We start from the raw sequence: 22,785 nt of genomic DNA, 5'->3' as shown, positions 1-22,785 counted from the left end.
CAGAAACTGGCTGCGCGAAAGTCAGGACAGGTCTAGACATTTGTCCTTACAATCCCGTCTTTGTTAGCTGCCTAAGCAAGGACTCTGCATGCAAGCCGCCAACCCGCGCCGCGGGTACATCCTGGGCCTGACCGCCTACATCATCTGGGGTCTGTTTCCGATCTACTTCAAAGCCATCGCCAGCGTGCCTGCCGTGGAGATCATCGTCCATCGGGTGCTCTGGTCGGCGCTGTTCGGAGCCCTGCTGCTGACGGTCTGGAAACACCCGGGCTGGTGGCGCGAACTGCGGGACAACCCCAAGCGCCTGGCAATCCTGGCCTTGAGCGGCACCCTGATCGCCGCCAACTGGCTGACCTACGTCTGGTCGGTGAACAACGGGCGCATGCTTGAGGCCAGCCTGGGTTACTACATCAATCCGCTGGTCAACGTGCTGCTGGGCATGCTGATTCTTGGCGAACGCCTGCGGCGCATGCAGTGGCTGGCGGTGATCCTGGCAGCAGTCGGTGTGGCCCAGCAGGTGTGGCAAGTGGGTAGCCTGCCCTGGGTCTCGCTGATGCTGGCGCTGAGCTTCGGCTTCTATGGGCTGATCCGCAAACAGGCTCCGGTCAAGGCCTTGCCCGGCCTGGTGGTGGAAACCTGGATGCTGGTGCCCATCGCCCTGGGTTGGCTGCTGCTGCACCCGGAGGCCAGCAGCGCCCATGCCGCATTCTGGAGTTCGTCCGAAGCCTGGTGGCTGGTGGCCGCCGGCCCGATCACCCTGATCCCCCTGGTGTGCTTCAATGCTGCCGCCCGCGACCTGCCCTATACCACTCTGGGCTTCCTCCAATACCTGGCGCCGACCCTGGTATTGCTCCAGGCAGTGCTGCTGTTCGGCGAGCACCTGTCGTCCAGCACCCTGCTGGCCTTCATGTTCATCTGGGCGGGTCTTGCGGTATACAGCGTCGATGCCTGGTTCAGCCTGCGCGGTCGCCGCTGATCAATAAACGTACAACCCTCTACAGGCCATGTCTTTCATGGCCTGCAGCCGTTCTTCCCAAGGTTATCCACAACCTGATCCCCGCCATTTGTGCACAAGCCCTTGAAACTGCCGGTTTTTTGATCAGTTGCCGGTAACCCCCGACAGCCGTGGGCTGGCGCGGGGTCTCTACAGGTTATCCACAGGCACATGCACGGTTTAACGGGATAACCCGCAAGGCGGGAATCAGGCGTCGCTGCGCAATACCAGCTCTACCATCAAATCATCCGCCAGGGTTTCCAGCCGCGATTGCAGCACTTCCAGGGACAGGGTGAGGGGCACTGCCAGAATCGCCTCGGCATGAAACAGCGGTTCGCTGCTCATGGGTGCCGGACGCACTTCGGTGACCAGGCGTTCCAGGTTGACCCCCTGCTCCGCCAGCAACCGGGTGATATCGCGCACGATTCCCGGGCGATCATTGCCCACCAGCTCCATGGCGATGGGTTTCCAGGTACAGGACTGTTCGATACCGCTTTCGGCAATCAGCACCCGGATCCCTTGGGCCGAGAGCCCCTGCAGGGCATCCACCAGCTCATCGTAGGCTTCGGCGGGCACCCCGACTCGCAAGATACCGGCGAACTGCCCGGCCATGCGCGACAGGCGACTTTCCAGCCAGTTGCCGCCATGCTCGGCAATGCACTGGGCAATGCGCTCGACTTGTCCGGCCTTGTCCGGGGCGAATACCGTGAGAACGAGATGGTCCATGGCGCAGCCCTCTATTTATGGTGGAAGAGCAATTATAGGCAGCCTCGCCCTTCGCGCCCTGGTCCTGCGGATACTGGCCTGCAGAGCCGGCTTCTTCCGGGAAAAACCTCAGCCAGGGAGGTAAAACACAAATCGTGTACAACTTTTTGTATTTATATGGAACAATCCACCGGTTTTTTGAGAACATCACGTTCCCCAGCGTGACCGCACTGCTTTCCCGAGTCGCGGAACGACGTATTTAGTCTGATTTTCACAACCGCAGTTCATCATGTAGTATGCCGCAGCGCGCACTACATAACGTTGGAACGATGTCCGCCAAGGCCTGACCGCAACCCCCGCAACGCCCATCAGCAAGGCTCCGCCGTTGATTGGAAGGACCCAGCCGCCCGCAATGGCATGTACTGGTGAACAGGGTTGTGCTTTAAATGGCCGCCGGCTTCATTGTTAATTTGAAGAGCTGAAAAGCGAAATAGCTGAGCAGAGTGAGGCAAGCAATGACTGAACACGTTCAAGTCGGTGGCCTGCAGGTCGCCAGAGTCCTGTTCGACTTCGTGAACAACGAAGCCATTCCCGGTACCGGCCTCACCGCCGACGCGTTCTGGGCCGGAGCCGACAAGGTCATTCACGACCTGGCACCGAAGAACAAAGCCCTACTCGCCAAACGCGATGATTTCCAGGCGCGGATCGATGCCTGGCACCAGTCCCGCGCCGGCCAGGCCCATGACGCCGTGGCCTACAAAGCTTTCCTCCAAGACATCGGCTACCTGCTGCCAGAAGCCGCGGACTTCCAGGCCACCACCCAGAACGTCGACGAAGAAATTGCCCGCATGGCCGGCCCGCAGCTGGTGGTGCCGGTGATGAATGCGCGCTTCGCCCTCAACGCTTCCAACGCCCGCTGGGGCTCGCTGTACGATGCGCTGTACGGCACCGACGCGATCAGCGAAGCCGATGGCGCGGAAAAAGGCAAAGGCTACAACAAGGTTCGCGGCGACAAGGTCATCGCCTTCGCCCGCGCCTTCCTCGATGAGTCCGCGCCGCTGGCCGCCGGTTCCCACGTTGGCTCGGTGAGCTACAAGATCGTCGCCGGCAAGCTGGTGGTCGGCCTCAAGGGCGGCACCAACAGCGGCCTGCGCGACGATGCCCAGCTGATCGGCTACCAGGGCGACGCCGCGGCCCCGACCGCGATCCTGCTCAAGCACAACGGCCTGCACTTCGAGATCCAGATCGACGCCCAGAGCCCGGTCGGCCAGACCGATGCAGCCGGGGTCAAGGACCTGCTGATGGAAGCGGCCCTGACCACCATCATGGACTGCGAAGACTCGGTCGCCGCAGTCGATGCCGATGACAAGGTGGTGATCTACCGCAACTGGCTCGGCCTGATGAAAGGCGACCTGGCGGAAGAAGTGTCCAAGGGTGGCAAGTCCTTCACCCGCACCATGAACGCCGACCGCGAATACACCGGCGTCGACGGTTCGCCGGTGAAGCTGCACGGCCGCTCTTTGCTGTTCGTGCGCAACGTTGGTCACCTGATGACCAACGACGCGATCCTCGACAAAAACGGCAACGAAGTGCCGGAAGGCATCCTCGATGGCCTGGTCACCAGCCTCGCGGCGATCCACAACCTCAACGGCAGCACCTCGCGCAGGAACAGCCGCACCGGTTCGGTGTACATCGTCAAGCCGAAGATGCACGGCCCTGAAGAAGCGGCGTTCACCAACGAGCTGTTCGGTCGCATCGAAGAGGTGCTGAACCTGCCACGCAACACCCTTAAAGTCGGGATCATGGACGAGGAGCGCCGCACCACGGTCAACCTCAAGGCCTGCATCAAGGCGGCCAGCGAGCGCGTGGTGTTCATCAACACCGGCTTCCTCGATCGCACCGGCGACGAGATCCACACCTCCATGGAGGCCGGCCCGATGGTGCGCAAGGCCGACATGAAGGCCGAGAAGTGGATCGGCGCCTACGAGAACTGGAACGTCGACATCGGCCTGGCCACCGGCCTGCAAGGCCGCGCCCAGATCGGCAAGGGCATGTGGGCCATGCCGGACCTGATGGCCGCCATGCTCGAGCAGAAGATCGCTCACCCATTGGCCGGCGCCAACACCGCCTGGGTACCGTCGCCGACCGCAGCAGCCCTGCACGTACTGCACTACCACAAGGTCGACGTGTTCGCCCGCCAGGCCGAACTGGCCAAGCGCCCCCGCGCTTCGGTGGACGACATCCTGACCATCCCCCTGGCCGTCAACCCGGACTGGTCGGCAGAGCAGATCAAGAACGAACTGGACAACAACGCCCAGGGCATTCTCGGCTACGTGGTGCGCTGGATCGACCAGGGCGTGGGTTGCTCGAAAGTGCCGGACATCAACGATGTCGGCCTGATGGAAGACCGCGCGACCCTGCGCATTTCCAGCCAGCACATCGCCAACTGGCTGCGCCACGGCATCGTCACCGAGGCCCAGGTGATGGAAAGCCTCAAGCGCATGGCCCCGGTGGTTGACCGGCAGAACGCCGGCGACGCGCTGTACCGTCCGCTGGCACCGAACTTCGACAGCAACATCGCCTTCCAGGCGGCGGTCGAACTGGTGATCGAGGGCACCCAGCAGCCCAACGGATACACCGAGCCGGTGCTGCACCGTCGTCGTCGCGAGTTCAAGGCCAAGAACGGCCTGTAACCTGCGCCACTAAAAAAGCCCCGGTCCAGTGACCGGGGCTTTTTTCTTGCGGTTTGTCCCCTCCAGCCCAGGGCTCACAGGCTCCCGCCCGGCTCAAGAACAGCCCCACCCGGCTCCCTCGCCACACTGAAGGCGGCTACAGGACCACGCCCAATTCGTGTTTCACCAGCGCCAGCAGCTTGCTGGTATCGATGGGCTTGAGCAGGAAATCCACCACGCTCAGGTGCATGGCGGCGATGGCGTCACGCACATCGGCATCGCCGGAAATGATGATGATCGGCAACGCTGCCCGTTCCGATTCGCGCACCTGGCGGATCAGGTCCAGGCCGCTGCAGGGGGCCATGCGCAGATCGGTGATCAGCAGGCCGATGGACTTGTTCGATTCGAGTAATTCAAGTGCAGCCTTGCCACTGGCGGCCGTGATGCAACGGATACCATCCAGGCCGAGAATCTCCGCCAGCAACTCCCGTGCATCCTTGTCGTCATCAGCGATCAATACCCGCTGGGCTGGTAGATCGGGCTCCAGCATGACCGCACTCAGCGCCTCGCGCTCGGCATCACTCAAAATATCGTGGTCGGGCATACATTTCTCTACATGAACAGTTCAATCCCCTAGCACAGTGGTCAGACATCGCTAAGCAGGCCTCCAATGTGCACTTCGTCGGAAAAATTTCCAAGAGTCTTGATCAGAGCTTTTTTGCATTGATCGCAGGCGGTTCAAAGCCAAATGGCCGCGCTGCGCAAACTGGCCGGGCATCATCAGGCAAGACACGCCAATCCATGGCGGTAACAGCCAGCAGGGTCGTGGCCCATCCACGTTGGCGAAGAATGCCGGAAACCCGTCCGCGACCGGCAAATCCCCCCTCTGCCTGTCGCTCAAACTCGCCTCCCGGGCTGTTTTCAACACCCCACGCTCGGGGCCCCGAGCGTTTAACCCGTGGACCTAGACTTACGTCCAATGGGCACCCCAGGCAGGGGGACCGACCATGGCTGCGATACGACCACAACAAATCCAAAAAGACTGCGGTAATCGTTATGAATAAAACGGACGCCTTCATCCAGGCCGGGAAGACCGCGGTGTTGCAGAACATTCAAGGGACCGTTCAGTTCCTGCAGCGGTTCCCGCCCTTCAACCAGATGGAGAACCTGCACCTGGCCTATCTGGTGGAACAATGCCAACTGCGTTTCTACGGTCCGGGCGACAGCATCATCAAGCCTGCCGACGGACCGGTTGAGCACTTCTACATCGTCAAGCAGGGCCGTGTGGTGGGCGAACGCACCCACGCCGCCAAGGGCAGCACCGAAACCACCTTCGAAATCACCACCGGCGAGTGCTTTCCCCTGGCCGCGCTGCTCGGAGAGCGAGCGACCCGCACCGAGCACCGGGCCGCCGAAGACACCTTCTGCCTGCAACTGAACAAGGGCGCCTTCATCAAGCTGTTCGCCCTGTCTGCGGAATTTCGCGACTTTGCCCTGCGCGGTGTCAGTAGCCTGCTGGATCAGGTCAACCAGCAGGTCAAGCAGAAGGCCGTGGAAACCCTCGGCACCCAATACTCGCTGAACACCCGCCTCGGTGAATTGGCCATGCGCCACCCGGTGGCCTGCAGCCCGCAGACTCCCCTGCGTGAAGCCGTGGCGCAGATGCACGAGCAGCAAGTGGGCAGCATCGTGGTGGTGGACGAACGCAAGGCGCCCCTGGGCATCTTCACCCTGCGCGATCTACGCCAGGTGGTGGCCGACGGCACCCAGGACCTCAACCAGCCGATCGAGCGGCACATGACCCAGGCGCCGTTCTTCCTCAGCCCCGACCACAGCGCCTTCGACGCCGCCATCGCCATGACCGAGCGACACATCGCCCACGTCTGCCTGGTCAAGGAACAGCGCCTGTGCGGCGTGGTGTCCGAACGCGATCTTTTTTCCTTGCAACGGGTCGACCTGGTGCACCTGGCGCGCACTATCCGCAATGCGCCACGGGTCGAACACCTGGTGGCCCTGCGGGGCGAGATCGGCCAGTTGGTGGAGCGCATGCTGGCCCACGGCGCTTCGTCGACCCAGATCACCCACATCATCACCCTGCTCAACGACCACACCGTGTGCCGGGTGATCGAACTGACCCTGGCCGACAAGGGCGACCCCGGCGTGCCCTTCACCTGGCTGTGCTTCGGCAGTGAAGGCCGGCGCGAACAGACCCTGCACACCGACCAGGACAACGGCATCCTGTTCGAGGCCCGAGACGCGGCCCACGCCGCAGAGGTCCGCGGCAAGCTGCTGCCCCTGGCGCAACAGATCAACCAGAGCCTGGCGCTGTGCGGCTTCACCCTGTGCAAGGGCAACATCATGGCCGGCAACCCCGAGCTGTGTCTGTCCCGTGCCGAATGGGCCCGACGCTTTGCCGCCTTCATCCGCGAGGCGACCCCGGAGAACCTGCTGGGGTCGAGCATCTACTTCGACCTGCGGGTGGTCTGGGGCGACGAACAAAGCACCGAGCAATTGCGCCGGGGCATCCTCGACCAGGTCGCGGACAACCGCCTGTTCCAACGCATGATGGCGGAAAATGCCCTGCGCCAGCGCCCGCCCGTGGGGCGTTTCCGCGAGTTCGTCCTGGCCAGGAAGAACGGCGAGAAAGCCACCCTTGACCTCAAGGTCCAGGGCCTCACGCCCTTTGTCGACGGCGCCCGGCTGCTGGCCCTGGCCAACGGCATCGGCGCGATCAATACCCTGGAGCGCCTGCGCCAGCTGGTTTCCAGGCAGGTCATCGAGCCCCTGGACGGCGCCGCCTATGAAGAGGCCTACCACTTCATCCAGCAGACCCGCATGCAACAGCACCAGCGCCAGACCCGGGAGAACCAGCCCTATTCCAATCGGGTCGATCCCGACAGCCTCAACCACCTGGACCGGCGCATCCTGCGAGAATCCCTGCGCCAGGCCCAGCGCCTGCAAAGCAGCCTGGCCCTGCGGTACCAGCTATGAGCCTGTTTGCCTGGCTCCGTCCTGCGGTCAGCGCCCTGACCACGCAACAGCAACTGCGCCGCGACTGCCTGCCGGCCTATGCCGAACTGAGCGAATGCAGCCTGCGCGAGCAGCGCTGGGTGGTGGTGGATGTGGAAACCACCGGCCTCAACCTCAACCGTGACCAGGTGCTGTCCATTGGCGCCGTGGTGATCGAGGACGGCGCCATCGATTTCAGCCAGCAGTTCGAACGCACTCTGCAGCGCGCGGGGCACAAGTTGAGCCCCAGTGTGCTGATCCATGGCCTGGGCCCCAGCGCCATCGCCGCCGGCTGCGACCCGGTGGAGGCCCTGCTGGACTTCATGGAGTTCGTCGGCGACAGCCCGTTGCTGGCCTTTCACGCCCCATTCGACCAGCACATGCTCGGCCGGGCACTCAAGGACAGCCTGGGCTATCGCCTGCAGCACCACTTCCTCGATGTGGCGGACATGGCGCCCTTGCTGTGCCCCCAGGCCAATATCCGCGAAGCCGGGCTGGATGACTGGACCCAGTGGTTCAAGCTGCAGGTGGTGGAGCGGCACCACGCGGCGGCCGACGCCCTGGCCACGGCGGAGCTGGCGCTGATCCTGTTCCATCGGGCGCGCCAACAGCAGATCCACAGTCCCTTGAACCTGCAGCAGCGCCTGGGCCAGTGGAAACGTCGGCAGCAGGCACCTTCGTTCTGACCCACAGCTGTGGCGCAAGCTCCTGTGGCGAGGGCGCTTGCTCGCCCTCGCTCGACCGCTGCCCCGGCGCGCCGCGGCGGTAAACCTGAGTCCCGAATCCAACTGACCCCGGGCCTTGGCCGTGCTACGCAGGCCAACGGGAGCAAGCGCCCTCGCCACAACGGGCGTCCTCTTCAGACAAAAGTCTGCAACACCCGCCAGCGTCAGCAGCAAGGCAGCCGACCAGCGTCAATTGCGCCACTGTTTCGCCTCTGCGACAATCGCGAATAATTCTCGTTAGTTTAAACTTCTCGATTGGTGAGTTCCGTTGTCGTCAGTCCAAAGCCCTCACAATGAGCTGGTTGGTGCGTTGTACCGCGACCATCGTGTCTGGCTATTGGCCTGGCTGCGGCGCAACGTGGCTTGCGCGCAGCGGGCCGAAGACCTGAGCCAGGACACTTTCGTGCGCCTGCTGGGCCGCGACGAACTCAAGGCGCCGCGGGAGCCACGAGCCTTTCTGGTGGCGATTGCCAAGGGCCTGCTGTTCGACTACTTCCGCCGCGCCGCGCTGGAACAGGCCTACCTCAGTGAGCTGATGCTGATCCCGGAAGGCGAACAACCGTCGCCGGAAGAACAGCAGATGATCCTCGAAGACCTCAAGGCCATCGACCGCCTGCTGGGCAAGCTGTCCAGCAAGGCCCGGGCCGCCTTCCTCTATAACCGCCTCGACGGCTTGAGCCACGCCGAGATCGCCGAGCGCCTCGGGGTCTCGGTGCCCAGGGTGCGCCAGTACCTGGCTCAGGGCATCCGCCAGTGCTATATCGCCCTGTACGGGGAGCCGGTATGACCCCTATCAGTTCCAAGCCGGTGTCTGCCCGGGTCCTGGACGCCGCCATCGCCTGGCAGTTGTCGCTGGATGGCGGCGGCAGTGCGCTGGAGCGCGAGGAATTCGCCAAGTGGCACGCGGCCCACGAGGAACACGCACGGGCCTGGCGCCAGTTGGGCATGCTTGATCAACGCTTCAGCGTGGCTTCGGGCCCGGCGCGGAGTGCCTTGCTGCAATCGCGCGAGGGGCTGCGCCGGCGCGTACGCAAACTCGGTCGTGGGGTCGCCAGCATTGTGCTGGTGGCCGGCCTGGCCCTGTTTGCCGGGGAGCGTTACCTGCCGGTGGATTACTGGCTGGCCGACCAGCGCACCGCCACCGGCGAACAGCGCACCCTGCACCTGTCCGATGGCACGGTGATCAATCTCAATACCCACAGTGCACTGGATGTGCGCTTCGATGAGCAGCAGCGACGAATCGTTCTGCAAGAAGGCGAGATTCTCATCGAGACCGGGCACAACGACAGCCGTCCGTTCATCGTCGAGACCCGCGATGGCCGGATGCGCGCCCTGGGCACGCGGTTCCTGGTCAAGCGTGAAGACCAGGGCACCCGCCTCGGCGTGCTGCAATCGGCGGTGGCCGCGCGGCCGCAAGCCGGCCAGGACGAGCAAGTCTTCAAGGCAGGCCAGCAGGTGCTGATGCGCCAGGACGGCCTGGGCTCACTGCAGGCTCTGGGCCCCGGGGCCGACGCCTGGACCCGCGGCATGCTGGTGGTGGACAACGCCCGCCTCGGCGACCTGATCAACGAACTGGGACGCTATCGTCGCGGTTACCTGGGGGTCGCAGGGAACATTGCCGACTTGCGCATCACCGGCAGCTTCCCGCTGCAGGACCCGGACCTGGCACTCGATGCCCTGCTGCCGACCCTGCCGGTGAAGATTGAACGCCACGCCCCTTGGTGGGTGACCGTGGTCGCCAAATCCGACACCCAGCCCTGAAACCCGGCCCCGTGGCCGGCACGGGGCCTGGCCCGAGAAAACTTCGATAACCCGCAACGGATGGCGGCTGCAGCGCAGCACGCCACGGGCTTCCGTGCCCTGCTACGGCGCTGCTTTCAGCAGGGCCGGCTGCTGAATCTAAATTATTTTCAATTCGCTCTATCACTTTTGCAGTTTCGTTCGGCAGATAGGCAATTGCGAAACATTTCCATTCAGGAGCTGCCGTATGTCCCGCTCGCTAGACACCCTGTTGCGCCCCAGCCTGTTGGCCGTTGCCATTGCCTTCAGCGCTCCCCTGCTCAGCTCGCCACTGATTGCCGCCGAGCAGGCGTCCAGCGTGCGCGCCTACAACCTGCCGGCGGCCCCGCTGGCCAGCACCCTGAACCAGATCGCCAGCCAGGCCGGCCTGGCCCTGAGCCTGAATCCGTCCCTGGCCGCGGGCAAGACCTCGGCCCCGGTCAAAGGCCAGTTCGACGCCCCGGGCGCCCTGCGCGAAGCCCTGCGTGGCACCGGCCTGCAACTGGAGCACAGCAGCGCCGGCACCTACAGCCTGGTGGCCATCACCGAAGGCGTGGTGGCCTTGCCGGAGACCAGTATCACGGCCCAGGGCAGCAATGAAACGGCCTGGGGCCCGGTGGAAGGCTATGTGGCCACCCGCACCGCCGCTGGCACCAAGACCGACACTGCTCTGGTTGAGGCGCCGCGCTCGATCTCCGTGGCTACCCGTCAGCAGATGGAAGACCGCAACGTGCAGAATCTTGATGATGCGGTTCGCTACATGCCCGGTATCGTTTCCGCCAGCTATGGCAGCGATACCCGTTACGACTGGATGCTGGTACGTGGTTTCGAGCCCACACAATTCCTCGACGGCCTGCCATTGCCTCGCGGCGTGTATGCCAACCCGAAGGCAGAAACCTGGAACCTCGATCGCCTTGCCTTGCTGCGAGGCCCGGCGTCCTCGGTCTATGGCCAGACCCCTCCGGGTGGCCTGCTGGACATGGTCAGCCGACGCCCCAGCGCCGAGGCCAGCCATGCCGTGCAGATTCAGTACGGCAGCGACAACTATCGCCAGATCAATTTCGCCAGCACCGGCAAGATCGATGATGAAGGGCAATTCCTCTACGGCCTCAGCGGCGTGGTGCGGGATGCTGGCACTCAGGTCGATCACATCGATAACAAACGCTACAACATCGCCCCCAGCCTGACCTGGAACATCGACACCGATACCAAGCTCACCCTGCTCTCGCAGTTCACCCGCGACGATACCGGGGCGACCAGCCAGTTCATGCCAATCCAGGGCACCAAGATCAAGTCTCCCCTGGGCGACGTTTCCCATCACAAGAACCTCGGCGACCCGGACTACGAGTTCTATGATCGCACCTACTACGCCCTGGGTTATGCCTTCGAGCACCGTTTCAACGACGTCTGGCAGTTCCGCCAGAACCTGCGCTACACCAAGTCGGAGCTGGCCTTCCAGCAACTGACCGTTGGCTCCTACGCCTACTCCCCGGCAGATGCGGCGGGTAACATCAGCCGTACCTCGACCAACGTGAACGAAGACATCGGCCAGTTCGCCGTCGACAACAACTTCCAGGCCGACTTCACCACCGGCGACATCAGCCATACCCTGTTGATCGGCCTGGATCACCAACGCACCGACACCTCCTACCTGTCGATCTACGGTGACGGTGGCAAGACCAATATCTTCAACCCGGTCTATGGACAGCCGATCGTACGCCCGGCGCGCTCCGGTGCTTACTACGATTACAACCAGAAAACCGTGCAGACCGGCCTCTACGTCCAGGACCAGATGGCACTGGACAAATGGCGCCTGACACTGGGTGGCCGTGAAGACTGGGTGCACCAAGGCACCACTTACTTCAACAAGAACGACGTGACCAACACCGACCGCAGCAAGAACTTCAGCGGCAATGCGGCGCTGAGCTACGTGTTTGATTCCGGTGTGGTGCCATACCTGTCCTACGCCGAATCGTTCCAGCCGGCCAGCAATGCCAGTGCCTCGCCTACCGAGTCCTACAAGCCTACCGAGGGCAAGCAGTGGGAACTGGGCATCAAGTACCAGCCGCCAGGTTCGAATACGCTGCTGAGTGCGGCGGTCTACGACTTGACCCAGAAAAACGTCCAGGTGACCAGTATCGGGGCGGGGGGCGAGTCGATCACCAGCCAGACCGGTGAAGTGAAGGTCAAGGGCCTGGAGCTGGAAGCCGTGTCCGATGTGACCGAGAACCTCAAGGTCATCGCTGCCTACACCTTGGCCAAGTCCGAGATACAAAAAGGCATCTATAAAGGCAACCGCCTGCAACTGATGCCCAACCAGCAAGCCTCCCTGTGGACCGACTACACCTGGCACAGTGGCGTGCTCGACGGATTCGGCATCGGTGCCGGTGCCCGCTATACCGGCAATACCTATGGCGACCAGGGCAATACCTGGCTGGGCAAGGCCAATGCGTACACCGTGTTCGACGCTGCCGTGCACTACGACCTCGGCCGCCTGGACAGCAGCCTCAAGGGCGCCTCGCTGAAACTCAATGCCACCAACCTGTTCGACAAGGACTACCTGTCCACCTGCGATGGCTCTTACTGCTATTTCGGCGACCAGCGCAGCGTGGTGGCCAGCGCCACCTATCAATGGTAACCGGCTGAGTTCACCACCAGGCCGTCCGACAAGGACGGCTTTGGTGCATCTGAAGGCAAAGAAATGAAAAGCAAGACGATCCGCCGCTGGTCCTTCATCCACACCTGGACCAGTCTGATCTGCACCGTATTCCTGCTGCTGTTGGCGCTTACCGGCCTGCCGCTGATCTTTCACCACGAGATCGACCACCTGCTGGGGGACGCCCCCGAGCTGCGGGACATGCCCGCCGGCACCCCGCACCTGGACCTGCAGCAACTGGTGCAGGCCGCCCAAGCCCATCGCCCGGGCGAGGTGATGCAGTACTTCGGCTGGGAAGACGACGAGCCCAACGGGGTGGTGACGATCATGGCCAGGACCGCCGGCACCGAACCCAATTCATCCCACACCTTTATGCTCGATGCCCGTACCGGCGAGGCGCTGGAAATGCCCTCGGCCAACGGCGGGCTGATGATGGTCATGCTGCGCCTGCACGTGGACATGTTCGCCGGGCTGCCGGGCAAGCTGCTGCTGGCATTCATGGGCCTGCTGTTCATCCTGGCGATCATTTCCGGCACGGTGCTCTACCTGCCGTTCATGCGCCGCTTGAAATTCGCCACGGTGCGCCAGGACAAGTCCAGCCGCCTGCGCTGGCTCGACCTGCACAACCTGATCGGCGTGGTAACCCTGACCTGGGCCCTGGTGGTGGGCGTGACCGGGGTCATCAGCGCCTGCGCCGACCTGATCATCGCCGCCTGGCGCAATGACAGCCTGAGCGCCATGGTCGCCCCCTACCGCGACGCTCCGCCACTGGCCCAACTGGCCCCGGCCAGCCGCCTGCTGGAAATCGCCAGGGACGTGGTCCCGGGCATGCAACCGGACTTCATCGCCTTTCCCGGCACCCGTTTCTCCAGCGAGCATCACTATGCGGTGTTCCTCAAGGGCGGCAGCCACCTGACCTCGCACCTACTGACCCCGGTACTGATCGACGCCAGTACCCTCGAGGTCACTGCGGTGGCCGAGCGCCCCTGGTACATGGATGCCATGGGCATGTCCCAGCCCCTGCACTTCGGTGACTACGGCGGCATGCCGATGAAGGTGCTGTGGGCCTCGATGGACGTGCTGACCATCATCGTCCTGGGCAGCGGCCTGTACCTGTGGATCGTCCGCCGCCGAGCCGGCAGGCCCTCCCCGGAGACACGGCCATGAAGCCCCGGCAGTCAAACTTCTGGAAGGTCTTCGGCCTACCGGCGCTGATCGCCCTGCTCAGCGCTGCCGGGCTGTTTGCGGCGCTGCTGGGGGACGGGGTCTGGGACAGCCTGAGCTGGATCGGCCTGGGCCTACCGACGCTGATCGCCCTGCGCGGCCTGCTGCGGCGCTAACCTGCGGCCTGAGCCCGGTGCCGGAAAACCGCGCCACAGGTACATCGAGAGCGCGAGGCCGACCAGCATCACCGGAATGAACATGCGGTTCTCCATCAGTGCCTCGATGGCCACCAGCACGCTGAACAGCGCCAGCCCCAGCAGCGGCACATAACTGGCCGCCAGGCCCCAGCGCCAGGGCTGGGTCACCGGGTTGGGGCCCCACAGGGTCAGCAGGGTGTACACCAGAGCCGGCAATACCAGGGCCGGCAGCGCCCAATAGCAGGCCATGTAGGCAAATGCCATGATCAGCTCCGGCTCGCCCTCGCCATGACGGCGAAACTCGTACTGCAGGGCCAGGTACACCGCCAGCCCGCCCAGCAGGGTCAAGGCCAGGCTGTACAACCCATGTCTAAGATACCGTTCGCGCATTCCTCACTCCTTGCCTGTCCTGCATTGCGCCCTGTAGCCCCTGCTCCAGGCTGCGCTAAGATCCCGGGGGCGTGAGCCTTTGCCACACTCCCACCCGCGAGGAATATTCATGTCCACCCCCAGCATGACGCTGTTCCACAACCCGGCATCACCTTATGTACGCAAAGTCATGGTGCTGCTGCACGAAACCGGTCAGTTGAACCGCGTGGCCCTGCAGGCGTCCCAGCTGACTCCGGTCAACCCGGATGCGGCGCTGAACCACGACAACCCCCTGGGCAAGATTCCCGCCCTGCGCCTGGATAACGGCCAGGTGCTGTACGACAGCCGGGTGATCCTCGACTACCTGGACCAGCAACATGTCGGCAATCCGCTGATCCCTCGCGAAGGCCCGGCCCGCTGGCGGCGCCTGACCCTGGCAGCCCTGGCCGACGGAGTCATGGACGCCTCGGTGCTGATCCGCTACGAGCTGGCGCTGCGGGCCCCGGAAAAACACTGGGAGCAGTGGCTCGAAGGCCAGCGCGACAAGATCCGCCGCGCCCTGGCGGTGCTTGAAGCCGAGGCCATTGCCGAGCTGGCCAGCCACTTCGATGTGGCCGCCATCAGCGTCGCCTGTGCCCTGGCCTACCTGGACTTTCGCCACCCGGACCTGGACTGGCGCCAGGACCAGCCCAGACTCGCCGCCTGGTACGCCGAGGTCAGCCAGCGTGGGTCGATGCTCGACACCCGCCCGCCGGCCTAATCGGTGAAGCGTGGCGAATACGACGCCACCCGGCCGGCTCCTGCAACCACCTCCCGCTCTTTGCAGGGGCCGATCGGCCGACGCGGCTGCCGGTACGCCGCAGGAGGAAACAGGCCGGCGATCCGCACTGCCAGGTGTTCGCGCAGACACTGATCCTCGCGCAGTCCCAACCACCTACTCATGGCCCACCTCCAGGTCGAACGACAGGGGCGCCGGCTCCTTGCGCAAGCCAATGCCGTACCAGTCCAGCTTGCGGGTCAGCACCATGAACACACCCAGCAGGCCGAACAGCAGCAGCGAGCCCATCAGCAGCGCATAGTCCTCGGCGCTCAACAGGCCGTACAGCAAGCCATACAGGGCAGCCAGGGCAGCGGCGAACGCCGCGCCGTTGCGCCAGCTGTGCAACACATGGCTGACGTAGAAACCGATCAGCAGCACACAGGCACCGGCGGACAATCCATAGGCCAGCTCAAAGCCCAGGTGCTCGGACAGTGACAACAGCAGCAGGTAGAAGAACGCCAGGGCCACCCCCACCAGGCCGTACTGGATCGGGTGCACCGACAGGCTCTTGAGCACTTCGAAGAGAAAGAAACCGGCGAAGGTCAGGCTGATGAACAGCAACGCGTACTTGATCGCCCGGTCGCTCTTGAGGTACTGGTCCACCGGGTCGATGAAGCTCACGCCAAAGCTGCGGCCGTTGAAGTCATGGCACTCGCTGGAGACGGCGCAGCGCTCCATGGCCTGTTGCAGGTTGGTGGAGAAAAACGAGGTCTGCCAGGCCGCGACAAAACCCTGTTCAGTGACCTCGCGCTGGGCCGGCAGGTAGTTGCCGATAAAGCTTGGATGGGGCCAGTTGGCAGACAGGCGCACCTTGCTGGTCTTGCCCACCGGCAACACTTCCAACTGCCCGGTGCCCTGCAGGCGCAGGTCGAAGGCGAAGTCCAGGCGGGTAGCTTTCTTCACGTCCAGGGGCGGCAAGACCACATGCACACCTTCGTCCAGCCAACTGACGAAGGTGCCCGGAGCAAAGTCCAGGGTCTGGCCGTTGAGCTGCAACTGCAGGGCGTTCTCGATGCCGCGGATATCGCTGATACCGACCGCCAGGAAAGGCGCGTCGAACTGGTAATCGGCGAAGTCGTCCTTGATCCCGTACTGCTCGGGCACGGCAAACTGGCCGCTGATGTGGTTGTCGGCATGGAACAGCCGGGCCTCGTAGATACCCCGGGCCCGCAGCTCTGTCTGGGCCTTGCCGTCGAGTTCGAAGTGCTCCGGCAGGAAGTACAACCGCCCCTGTTTCTCATGGGCCTCCTGGTAGCGCTTCTGGGTTTTCTCGTCGGTCTTCCAGGTGCGCACGGTCTTGCGGTAATCCACCACCATCACCGGCCCGCTGATCTGCTGGCGGGTACTGGAGCTGCGGGCGATGTCTTCAAGCACGCCGTCGCGCAGTTGCTGACGCTCGGAGATCAGGCCATCGATCATCATCAGCGGGATCAGCAACAAGATAATCAACAGGGCGATGGCCCCGAGTTTGAAGCTCAGATTGCGGTTCATGGATCTCTCCTTGTGCGAATGGGAGAGAGTCTGGCGCGCGGGGATGGGGGTTTGATGGAAGCAATGTGGAGACTCTGTGGAGAATCCCCGGCCAGCGTGACGGTGGCGTGGGCCTGTTCCCCGCGGCCGGCCGGCGCCCCGATGCACAGCGCTGGTCAATCCTGGGGCCGGGAACCAGGGGGAACACTGAGGCAGTGACGGCCCCTGAGGCGCCCAACACCCCAGCGGAGGCGGGCTCTCTCGCCAGACGAATCAGCGCAGACGCAGGGTCACCTGGACACCACCGGGCACATTCTCGATGCGCATCTGGCCGCCGTGCAGTTGCACCACCTCTTCGACGAAATTCAGCCCCAGGCCCGTGCTCTTGCGCCCGCTGTCGGGACGCGGCAGGGAATAGAACCGCTCGCACAGGCGCGGCAGGGCGTAATCGGGAATTGCCTCGCCCTGGTTGAACAGCACCCATTCCACGCCGTCTTCCACACGCTGCGCAGTGCAGCGCAGCAGGCCGCCGACAGGGCTGAAATCCAGGGCGTTGGCCAGCAGGTTGCCCAGGGCCTGGCGCAACAGGAACGGCTCTCCCGACCACATCAGGTCCGCAGCGATCGCCTGCTCGACCTGCAACTGCTTGCCCTCGATGCGCCCATGCTGGCTATTGAGCAACTCCTTGAACAACGGCGCCAACGGCACCTCGACCCGCTCTTCCAGCCCCTGGCGCTGCTCCACTTGCGCCAGGTTCAGCAGGCGTTCGATCAGGTGCTGCATGCGCGCGCTTTCGCTGTCGATATTGCCGACGAATCGCTGGCGCTGCGCCAAAGGCATTTCGCTCTGCAACAGTTCCGCCGCCCCACGGATTGCCGCCAGAGGGCTTTTCAGTTCATGGGTCAAGGTGTGCACGTAACGCTCGACATAGGCCTTGCCCTCCAGCTGGGTGCGCATGTGCTCCACCGCACTGGCCAGTTGCGCCAGTTCCCCGCCGCGATAATGCGGCAGCTCGGCCCTGCGCCCCTCGCTCACCGCTAACGCGTAGGCGGTCATGCGCCGCAATGCGGCGCTCAGCCACCAGGACAGCAACGCACCGAGCAGCAGGCCCATGGCGATCAGCCCGGCGCCGTACCACAGCAGCCGCCGCTCGGTGCGGTCGACATAGGGCTGCAGGGAGCTGTTGGGCTTGGCCACGGTGACCACCCCGATGATCTGGCCGTTGTCACGGATCGGCGCGCCCACGTGCATCACCGAGGAATTGGGATCGTCCGGCAAGGCCCGGCTCGAACGTGCGCCGTATTGCCCGCGCAGGGTCAGGTAGACATCGTTCCAGCGCGAATAGTCCTGGCCTACCGCCAGGCCGCTGGAGTCCAGGACCACCTTGCCCTGGGCATCGGTCACGTAGATGCGGTGGTTGACCTGGTTCTTCGCCAGGCCCCAGATGCTCGCCGCCGGCTTGCGTTCGCCATAGGCCCGCAACAACTCCGGCCAGCGGTTCTCGCTCAGGGTGCCGGCCTTGAAATCGTCCCGCAGGATCTCCGCCAGCAGGTTGGCGGTGTCCACCAGGGTTTCCTCGGTGGACTGGCGCACCCCGGGACGGATTTCCTGCATCACCGTATTCAACACGAAGTAACCGGTCAGGCCGATGAACAGCAGGTAGACCAGAAAGATCCGCAGCCCTAAGGTCATCAGGCGTGACCCGGGCTGTAGCTGTAGCCCAGGCCCCGGTGGGTCTGGATCGGCTCGGCCTGGGCCGCCACCAGGCGCAGCTTGGCCCGCAGGCTTTTTACATGGCTGTCGATATTGCGCTCGTAGCCGACATCCGCCATCACCCCCAGGGCGTCCAGCAACTGCTCACGGCTGAACACCCGCTCGGGCTGCTCCAGCAAGCACTGCAGCAGACGGAACTCATGCCGGGTCAGGCTCAACGGCTGCCCCCGGTAGCTGATCTGCACCCGCTCCGGGTCAATCACGAACAGCGCCGGGGGGGCTTCGACCAGCGTCCGTGGCGCCATGCGCTTGAGGATCGCCTTGACCCGCGCCGCCACTTCCCGCGGGCTGAACGGCTTGACCACGTAATCGTCGGCACCGATCTCCAGGCCCACGACCCGATCGATCTCGGCGTCCCGGGCGCTGAGGAACATCACCGGCACTTCGCTGAAGCGCCGCAGCTGCTTGCAGGTTTCAAAACCGCTGATGTCCGGCAGGCCGATATCGAGGATGACCAGGTCCGCCGGGGTCGCCCGCTGATATTCCAGGGCGCCGTGGCCCAGGCTCAACCAGGTGGTGGTGAAGCCTTCGCCCTGCAGGGCAAAGATCAACGTGTCGGCAATCGCCGCTTCGTCTTCGACAATCAGGATATGGGGCATGGCATCCAGGCACAGAAGTTCAATGGGCGAACGGTGCCGGATGCCTTATACGCCGTCAATCAAACCCTGAGAAAACGCCGGTGCGAGGCCGGGCAAAAGCGCGGGCAACACAGGTCGGGAGGCGCGCATGAGCCACTGGGGCCGGTGCACGGGCCCATGCACGCCAGCTACCGTCTGAAGACGGCAGGCTGGATCAGCAGTCCGGTTTGTCTGCGGTGTAGCGCCGCGCCGGGTTCACCGCCGCGCCGAACTCGCGCAGGGCCTTGGCACCGATCAGCAACGGATAGTTGAAGCTGCTGCGGTCGGTGAGGTTGACCTCCACCGTGCGCTTGACGTTGCCCAGGCACATCTCCAGCTCCACCACCGGGCGCTTGGCCGACTGCGGCTCCTCGCCATCGTCCTCGTCGGAGCGGCTCTTGATCTTGCTGATCCGCGCCACCTTGTGCTCGTAGACCTTGCCGCCGGCATCCTTGGTGGCCAGGCGAAAGCGCACCCAATCCTCGCCGTCACGGCTAAAGGTCTGGATATCCCTGGCCGACAGCGACGCGGTCAGGGCCCCGGTGTCCATCTTGGCCTGCAGGGTCTCGCCGATTTCCGGCAGGCGGATGTATTCATAACGACCGTACAGGGTCGGCTCGGCGGCCATGACCGGCAGCGCCAGCAGAGACAAAAGTGCAAGGACGGATTTCACGGCGCAGGTTTCCTCGTGGAATGGGGCAGCGGGATTTTAGACCGCTGCCGGTCAATTGGTTCGCAGGATCTTTGTATCTTGGATTCAGCACAGGGTTCACTCGGCCGTTCGTGGCGTGGCGAGGCGCCCGGGCGCGGCAGAACCTGGCGCGCCCAGCTTCAGCCGATGTGCCGTCGCAGGCAATCCTCGGCGGCGGGCCTTGCGACCGTTGCGCCCCGACGAGCCAAACGGGCACCCGCGCCACAGGGGCATTCGGTTGAGCCCCAGGAAAAAGCCTACCCCACCCCAGGTGAAACATTCGTCAGCACACTAGAATTTGGCCTGTCCGCCGAAGCTGCTTATCATGGCGCGCCCAAAAGATTGTAAAGAGTGCCTTATGCGCCGCCTGCTCACCGGCTGTTTCGTCACCCTGCTGCTCCTGCTCAACACCCTGGTGCTGTTCGGCCCGTTGATGGTGTTCGCCCTGCTCAAGCTGGTCCTGCCGGGACGCCTGCGCGATTACGCCTCGGCGGCGGTGATGTGGATCGCCGAGACCTGGGCCGAGATCGACAAGCTGATCTTCTCCCTGTGCATCCCGACCCGCTGGGACATTCGTGGCGGCGAGAACCTGCGCCAGGACACCTCCTACCTGGTGGTGAGCAACCACCAGTCCTGGGTCGACATCCCGGCGCTGATCCAGACCCTCAACCGGCGCACGCCGTTCTTCAAGTTCTTCCTCAAGAAGGAACTGATCTGGGTGCCTTTCCTGGGCCTGGCCTGGTGGGCCCTCGACTACCCCTTCATGAAGCGCTACAGCAAGGCCTTCCTGGCCCGGCACCCGGAACTGCAAGGCAAGGACCTGGACATCACCAAGGCCGCCTGCGAGCTGTTCAAGCGCCAGCCGGTGACCGTGGTCAACTACCTGGAAGGCACCCGCTTCACCCCCGCCAAGCGTGAGCAGCAGGGTTCGCCCTTCCAGCACCTGCTCAAGCCCAAGGCCGGCGGCGTGGCCTTTGTCCTCGCGGCCATGGGCGAGCAACTGGATGCGATGCTGGATGTCACGGTGGTTTATCCACAGGCGCACACGCCGGGTTTCTGGGACCTGATCAGCGGCAGCGTGCCCAAGGTGATCATCGATATCCGTACCCGCGAACTGGACCCGGCGCTGTGGCACGGCGATTACGAGAACGACCCGGCGTTCCGCCAGCAGGTCCAGGACTGGGTCAACCAGCTGTGGACCGACAAGGACCGGCGCATCAGCCAACTGCTCGCTGAGGGCCGTTGATCAATCCTTGATCAATCGCTGATCACATGGGGCAGGAAGCGGCTGCTGTCCTTGGTGATCGGCGAGCTGTCCTCACGAATGCCGATGCCCGCCGGCTGATCACCGATCAGCCAACTGCCGATCACCGTGTGATTGCCGGCGAACACCGGCAACGGGTGAAACTGCTGGCGAATGCAGGGGCCGCCACCGTAGGGCCCGGTCTCGGCCAAGCGCTCGTCCTCTGCGGTGCAGATTTCCACGTTGGCCCCTTCCCGGGAAAAGAACGGCTTGCGCACCCAACCCGCGCCCAGGCTGGCGCTGGGATCGTCGTCGATAAACGCCGGCAGCAGGTTCGGGTGCCCCGGATGGCGCTCCCACAGCAGGGCCATGGCGCCCTTGTTGGAGAGGATCGCCTTCCACGGCGGTTCGACAAACTGCGTGCGGCTGCCGGCAATCGCCGGGCCATAGGCTTCGTGGAACATCTGCTCCCAGGGGTAGAGCTTGAACAGGCTCTCGATGGGCATCTCCAGCAGGTCGACGAAACGCCCGCCGGCATTCAGGCCGATGTCTTCGATGGCGATCAGCCGCGTACCCAGGCCAGCCTGGCGGGCGATATCGCGCAGGTATTCGACGGTGCCGCGATCCTCCAGGGAATCCCTGACCGAGGCAAAGTGCATCGGCGACTTGAAGCCGCCCTGGACGAACGCCTGGAGCAGCTTGTCCTCGATGCTGTTGAACTGATCGCAGCCGGCCGGCAACTGCCCGCGCTGCATCTGCTGCTCGAGCCACACGTACTGGAAGAAACTCGCCTCATACAGCGAGGTCGGGGTGTCGTAGTTGGTTTCCAGCAGCTTGGCCGGGCCGCTGCCGTCGTAGCACAGGTCCATGCGCCCGTAGAGATGAGGGTCGCCCTGCTTCCACGACTGGCGGATCAATTCATGGAAGGCCGGGGGAATCGCCAAGCGCTGCAACAGTTCTTCACTGTCCACCACCTCGGCCACCAGGGCCATGCACAGTTCGTGCAGTTCCTGGCTCGGGTCCTCCAGGTCGTCCTCAATCTGCCGCAAGCTGAAGCGGTAGTAAGCCGACTCGTCCCAGTACGGCTCGCCGTCGAAGGTGTGGAAGGCAAAGCCCAGTTGCTCCGCCGTGGCCTGCCAGTCCGCCCGCGGGGTGCTGAGGATGCGTTTCAAGAACCGAACCCCCAGCTGTGCCCGGAACCGAAACCGCCTCGACTGACCACCTCATGGGCGCCGGCCATGGCGTCGCCGGCGCGAGTGAAGCGCTCCGGACTGGAAATGCCGAAACGACCACCGTTGCTGGCATTACTGAAGGTCTTGCCGGCCTCCACTTGCTGGGTGAGGGTGCTCAACTGCGAGCCGCCACGACCGTCGCGCTCCTTGTACAGGGCCTCGCTGAAGTAGCGTGGCTCCGGTTCCAGGCCGATCCAGCGCCAGAAACTCGAGCCGGAACTGGAAGAGCCGCCATTGCCGACGCTCATCGCGCTGCCGCCACTGCTGGTGGTGCCGCTGGAACCGGAGCCAGCTTGCTGTTGCTCCTCCTCGCCGGGCTTGACCGGCACCGTGCGCTGGCTGGTCAGGGCAAAACCTTGGAAGGTCGGTATGTAGGTCCGGTTGTAGATGGAGACCTTGCAATGGCCGGGGTAGAAGTCCTCCTCGCAGTCTTGCAAGTCCTTGTAACGCGGGGCCACCACGTCACTACGCTCCCAGGCGTCGTCGCGGGCTGACTGGCAGATATCCAGTGAAATCTGCGCCTGCTCACATTCCTGCGGGCTGGTGAAATGCTGGACTTGGCGAACCTCTCGGGTCGCCTGGGGCTGGCCGTCACAGGCGGCCAGGGCGAACGGCACGCTGCCCAGCAGCACCAGGCGCACGCTTTTACTGCGTTTCATGACGGCGCCC

20 protein-coding genes are annotated in these 22,785 nt (G+C 63.9%); 11 read left to right on the top strand and 9 right to left on the bottom strand.

Going from position 1 to position 22,785, the window contains the following annotated elements; translation table 11 throughout:
- Positions 1-88 precede the first annotated feature (88 nt).
- Positions 89-976: an EamA family transporter RarD gene (rarD, locus tag U873_RS0126990; RefSeq protein WP_025131216.1), complete on the top strand. Its 888-nt coding sequence runs from the start codon at positions 89-91 to the stop codon at positions 974-976.
- Between the two features lie 225 nt (positions 977-1,201).
- Here rarD and U873_RS0126985 read toward each other — a convergent pair whose 3' ends face one another.
- Positions 1,202-1,720, bottom strand: a complete 519-nt coding sequence (locus U873_RS0126985) for a glycine cleavage system protein R (protein WP_025131215.1) — start codon at positions 1,718-1,720, stop codon at positions 1,202-1,204.
- 494 nt (positions 1,721-2,214) lie between these two features.
- Between U873_RS0126985 and U873_RS0126980 the strand changes: the two genes are divergently transcribed.
- Positions 2,215-4,392, top strand: coding sequence for a malate synthase G (locus tag U873_RS0126980; RefSeq protein ID WP_025131214.1), 2,178 nt, complete (start codon positions 2,215-2,217; stop codon positions 4,390-4,392).
- A gap of 136 nt (positions 4,393-4,528) precedes the next feature.
- Here U873_RS0126980 and U873_RS0126975 read toward each other — a convergent pair whose 3' ends face one another.
- A complete protein-coding gene (locus U873_RS0126975; RefSeq protein WP_025131213.1) occupies positions 4,529-4,975 on the bottom strand; it encodes a response regulator in 447 nt (148 codons plus the stop codon).
- 452 nt (positions 4,976-5,427) lie between these two features.
- Between U873_RS0126975 and U873_RS0126970 the strand changes: the two genes are divergently transcribed.
- The 7 genes from U873_RS0126970 (at position 5,428) to U873_RS37010 (ending at position 13,880) form a co-directional block, all read left to right on the top strand.
- Positions 5,428-7,362 carry a putative nucleotidyltransferase substrate binding domain-containing protein gene (locus U873_RS0126970; protein WP_305809503.1) on the top strand — a complete coding sequence of 645 codons (1,935 nt, stop codon included), beginning with the start codon at positions 5,428-5,430 and terminating at the stop codon, positions 7,360-7,362.
- A complete protein-coding gene (locus tag U873_RS0126965; RefSeq protein ID WP_025131211.1) occupies positions 7,359-8,066 on the top strand; it encodes a PolC-type DNA polymerase III in 708 nt (235 codons plus the stop codon). The genes U873_RS0126970 and U873_RS0126965 overlap by 4 nt, the downstream gene beginning before the upstream one ends.
- Positions 8,067-8,373: 307 nt before the next feature.
- Positions 8,374-8,892, top strand: coding sequence for an RNA polymerase sigma factor (locus U873_RS0126960; RefSeq protein WP_025131210.1), 519 nt, complete (start codon positions 8,374-8,376; stop codon positions 8,890-8,892).
- The gene (locus U873_RS0126955) at positions 8,889-9,866 is read left to right on the top strand and encodes a FecR family protein (RefSeq protein ID WP_025131209.1); all 978 of its coding nucleotides are present in this window, start codon (positions 8,889-8,891) and stop codon (positions 9,864-9,866) included. Before U873_RS0126960 ends, U873_RS0126955 begins: the two co-directional genes overlap by 4 nt.
- Positions 9,867-10,092: 226 nt before the next feature.
- On the top strand, positions 10,093-12,522 hold the full coding sequence (locus tag U873_RS0126950) for a TonB-dependent siderophore receptor (RefSeq protein ID WP_025131208.1): 2,430 nt from the start codon (positions 10,093-10,095) through the stop codon (positions 12,520-12,522).
- Positions 12,523-12,585: 63 nt separating this feature from the next.
- Positions 12,586-13,707, top strand: a complete 1,122-nt coding sequence (locus U873_RS0126945; protein WP_025131207.1) for a PepSY domain-containing protein — start codon at positions 12,586-12,588, stop codon at positions 13,705-13,707.
- Positions 13,704-13,880, top strand: coding sequence for a hypothetical protein (locus tag U873_RS37010; RefSeq protein ID WP_177330316.1), 177 nt, complete (start codon positions 13,704-13,706; stop codon positions 13,878-13,880). Before U873_RS0126945 ends, U873_RS37010 begins: the two co-directional genes overlap by 4 nt.
- Here the strand turns inward: U873_RS37010 and U873_RS0126935 are convergent.
- Positions 13,839-14,291 carry a hypothetical protein gene (locus U873_RS0126935; RefSeq protein ID WP_025131206.1) on the bottom strand — a complete coding sequence of 151 codons (453 nt, stop codon included), beginning with the start codon at positions 14,289-14,291 and terminating at the stop codon, positions 13,839-13,841. The genes U873_RS37010 and U873_RS0126935 overlap by 42 nt on opposite strands.
- A gap of 109 nt (positions 14,292-14,400) precedes the next feature.
- Between U873_RS0126935 and U873_RS0126930 the strand changes: the two genes are divergently transcribed.
- Positions 14,401-15,030 (top strand): glutathione S-transferase N-terminal domain-containing protein, encoded by a 630-nt coding sequence (locus U873_RS0126930; RefSeq protein WP_025131205.1) that lies wholly within the window; start codon positions 14,401-14,403, stop codon positions 15,028-15,030.
- Between the two features lie 174 nt (positions 15,031-15,204).
- Here U873_RS0126930 and creD read toward each other — a convergent pair whose 3' ends face one another.
- The 4 genes from creD to U873_RS0126905 form a co-directional block, all read right to left on the bottom strand.
- The gene (gene creD / locus U873_RS0126920) at positions 15,205-16,581 is read right to left on the bottom strand and encodes a cell envelope integrity protein CreD (RefSeq protein ID WP_025131204.1); all 1,377 of its coding nucleotides are present in this window, start codon (positions 16,579-16,581) and stop codon (positions 15,205-15,207) included.
- A gap of 252 nt (positions 16,582-16,833) precedes the next feature.
- Entirely contained in the window at positions 16,834-18,252 is a 1,419-nt protein-coding gene (creC, locus tag U873_RS0126915) for a two-component system sensor histidine kinase CreC (protein WP_025131203.1), read from the bottom strand.
- Entirely contained in the window at positions 18,252-18,932 is a 681-nt protein-coding gene (gene creB / locus U873_RS0126910; RefSeq protein ID WP_025131202.1) for a two-component system response regulator CreB, read from the bottom strand. The genes creC and creB overlap by 1 nt, the downstream gene beginning before the upstream one ends.
- Positions 18,933-19,125: 193 nt before the next feature.
- Positions 19,126-19,623, bottom strand: coding sequence for an ATP-dependent zinc protease (locus tag U873_RS0126905; protein WP_025131201.1), 498 nt, complete (start codon positions 19,621-19,623; stop codon positions 19,126-19,128).
- A gap of 376 nt (positions 19,624-19,999) precedes the next feature.
- Between U873_RS0126905 and U873_RS0126900 the strand changes: the two genes are divergently transcribed.
- A complete protein-coding gene (locus U873_RS0126900) occupies positions 20,000-20,887 on the top strand; it encodes an acyltransferase (RefSeq protein WP_025131200.1) in 888 nt (295 codons plus the stop codon).
- A gap of 11 nt (positions 20,888-20,898) precedes the next feature.
- Here the strand turns inward: U873_RS0126900 and U873_RS0126895 are convergent, their stop codons facing one another.
- Positions 20,899-22,056, bottom strand: coding sequence for a glutathionylspermidine synthase family protein (locus U873_RS0126895; RefSeq protein WP_025131199.1), 1,158 nt, complete (start codon positions 22,054-22,056; stop codon positions 20,899-20,901).
- Positions 22,053-22,775 carry a DUF1190 domain-containing protein gene (locus U873_RS0126890; RefSeq protein WP_025131198.1) on the bottom strand — a complete coding sequence of 241 codons (723 nt, stop codon included), beginning with the start codon at positions 22,773-22,775 and terminating at the stop codon, positions 22,053-22,055. Before U873_RS0126890 ends, U873_RS0126895 begins: the two co-directional genes overlap by 4 nt.
- Positions 22,776-22,785: the final 10 nt, after the last annotated feature.

The sequence above is a fragment of the Pseudomonas sp. PH1b genome (assembly GCF_000633395.1).
In the GTDB taxonomy this organism is placed as follows: Bacteria; Pseudomonadota; Gammaproteobacteria; order Pseudomonadales; family Pseudomonadaceae; genus Aquipseudomonas.
Note: the sequence above shows the minus strand (reverse complement) of the source record. Positions and strands in the feature narration are given on the sequence as shown.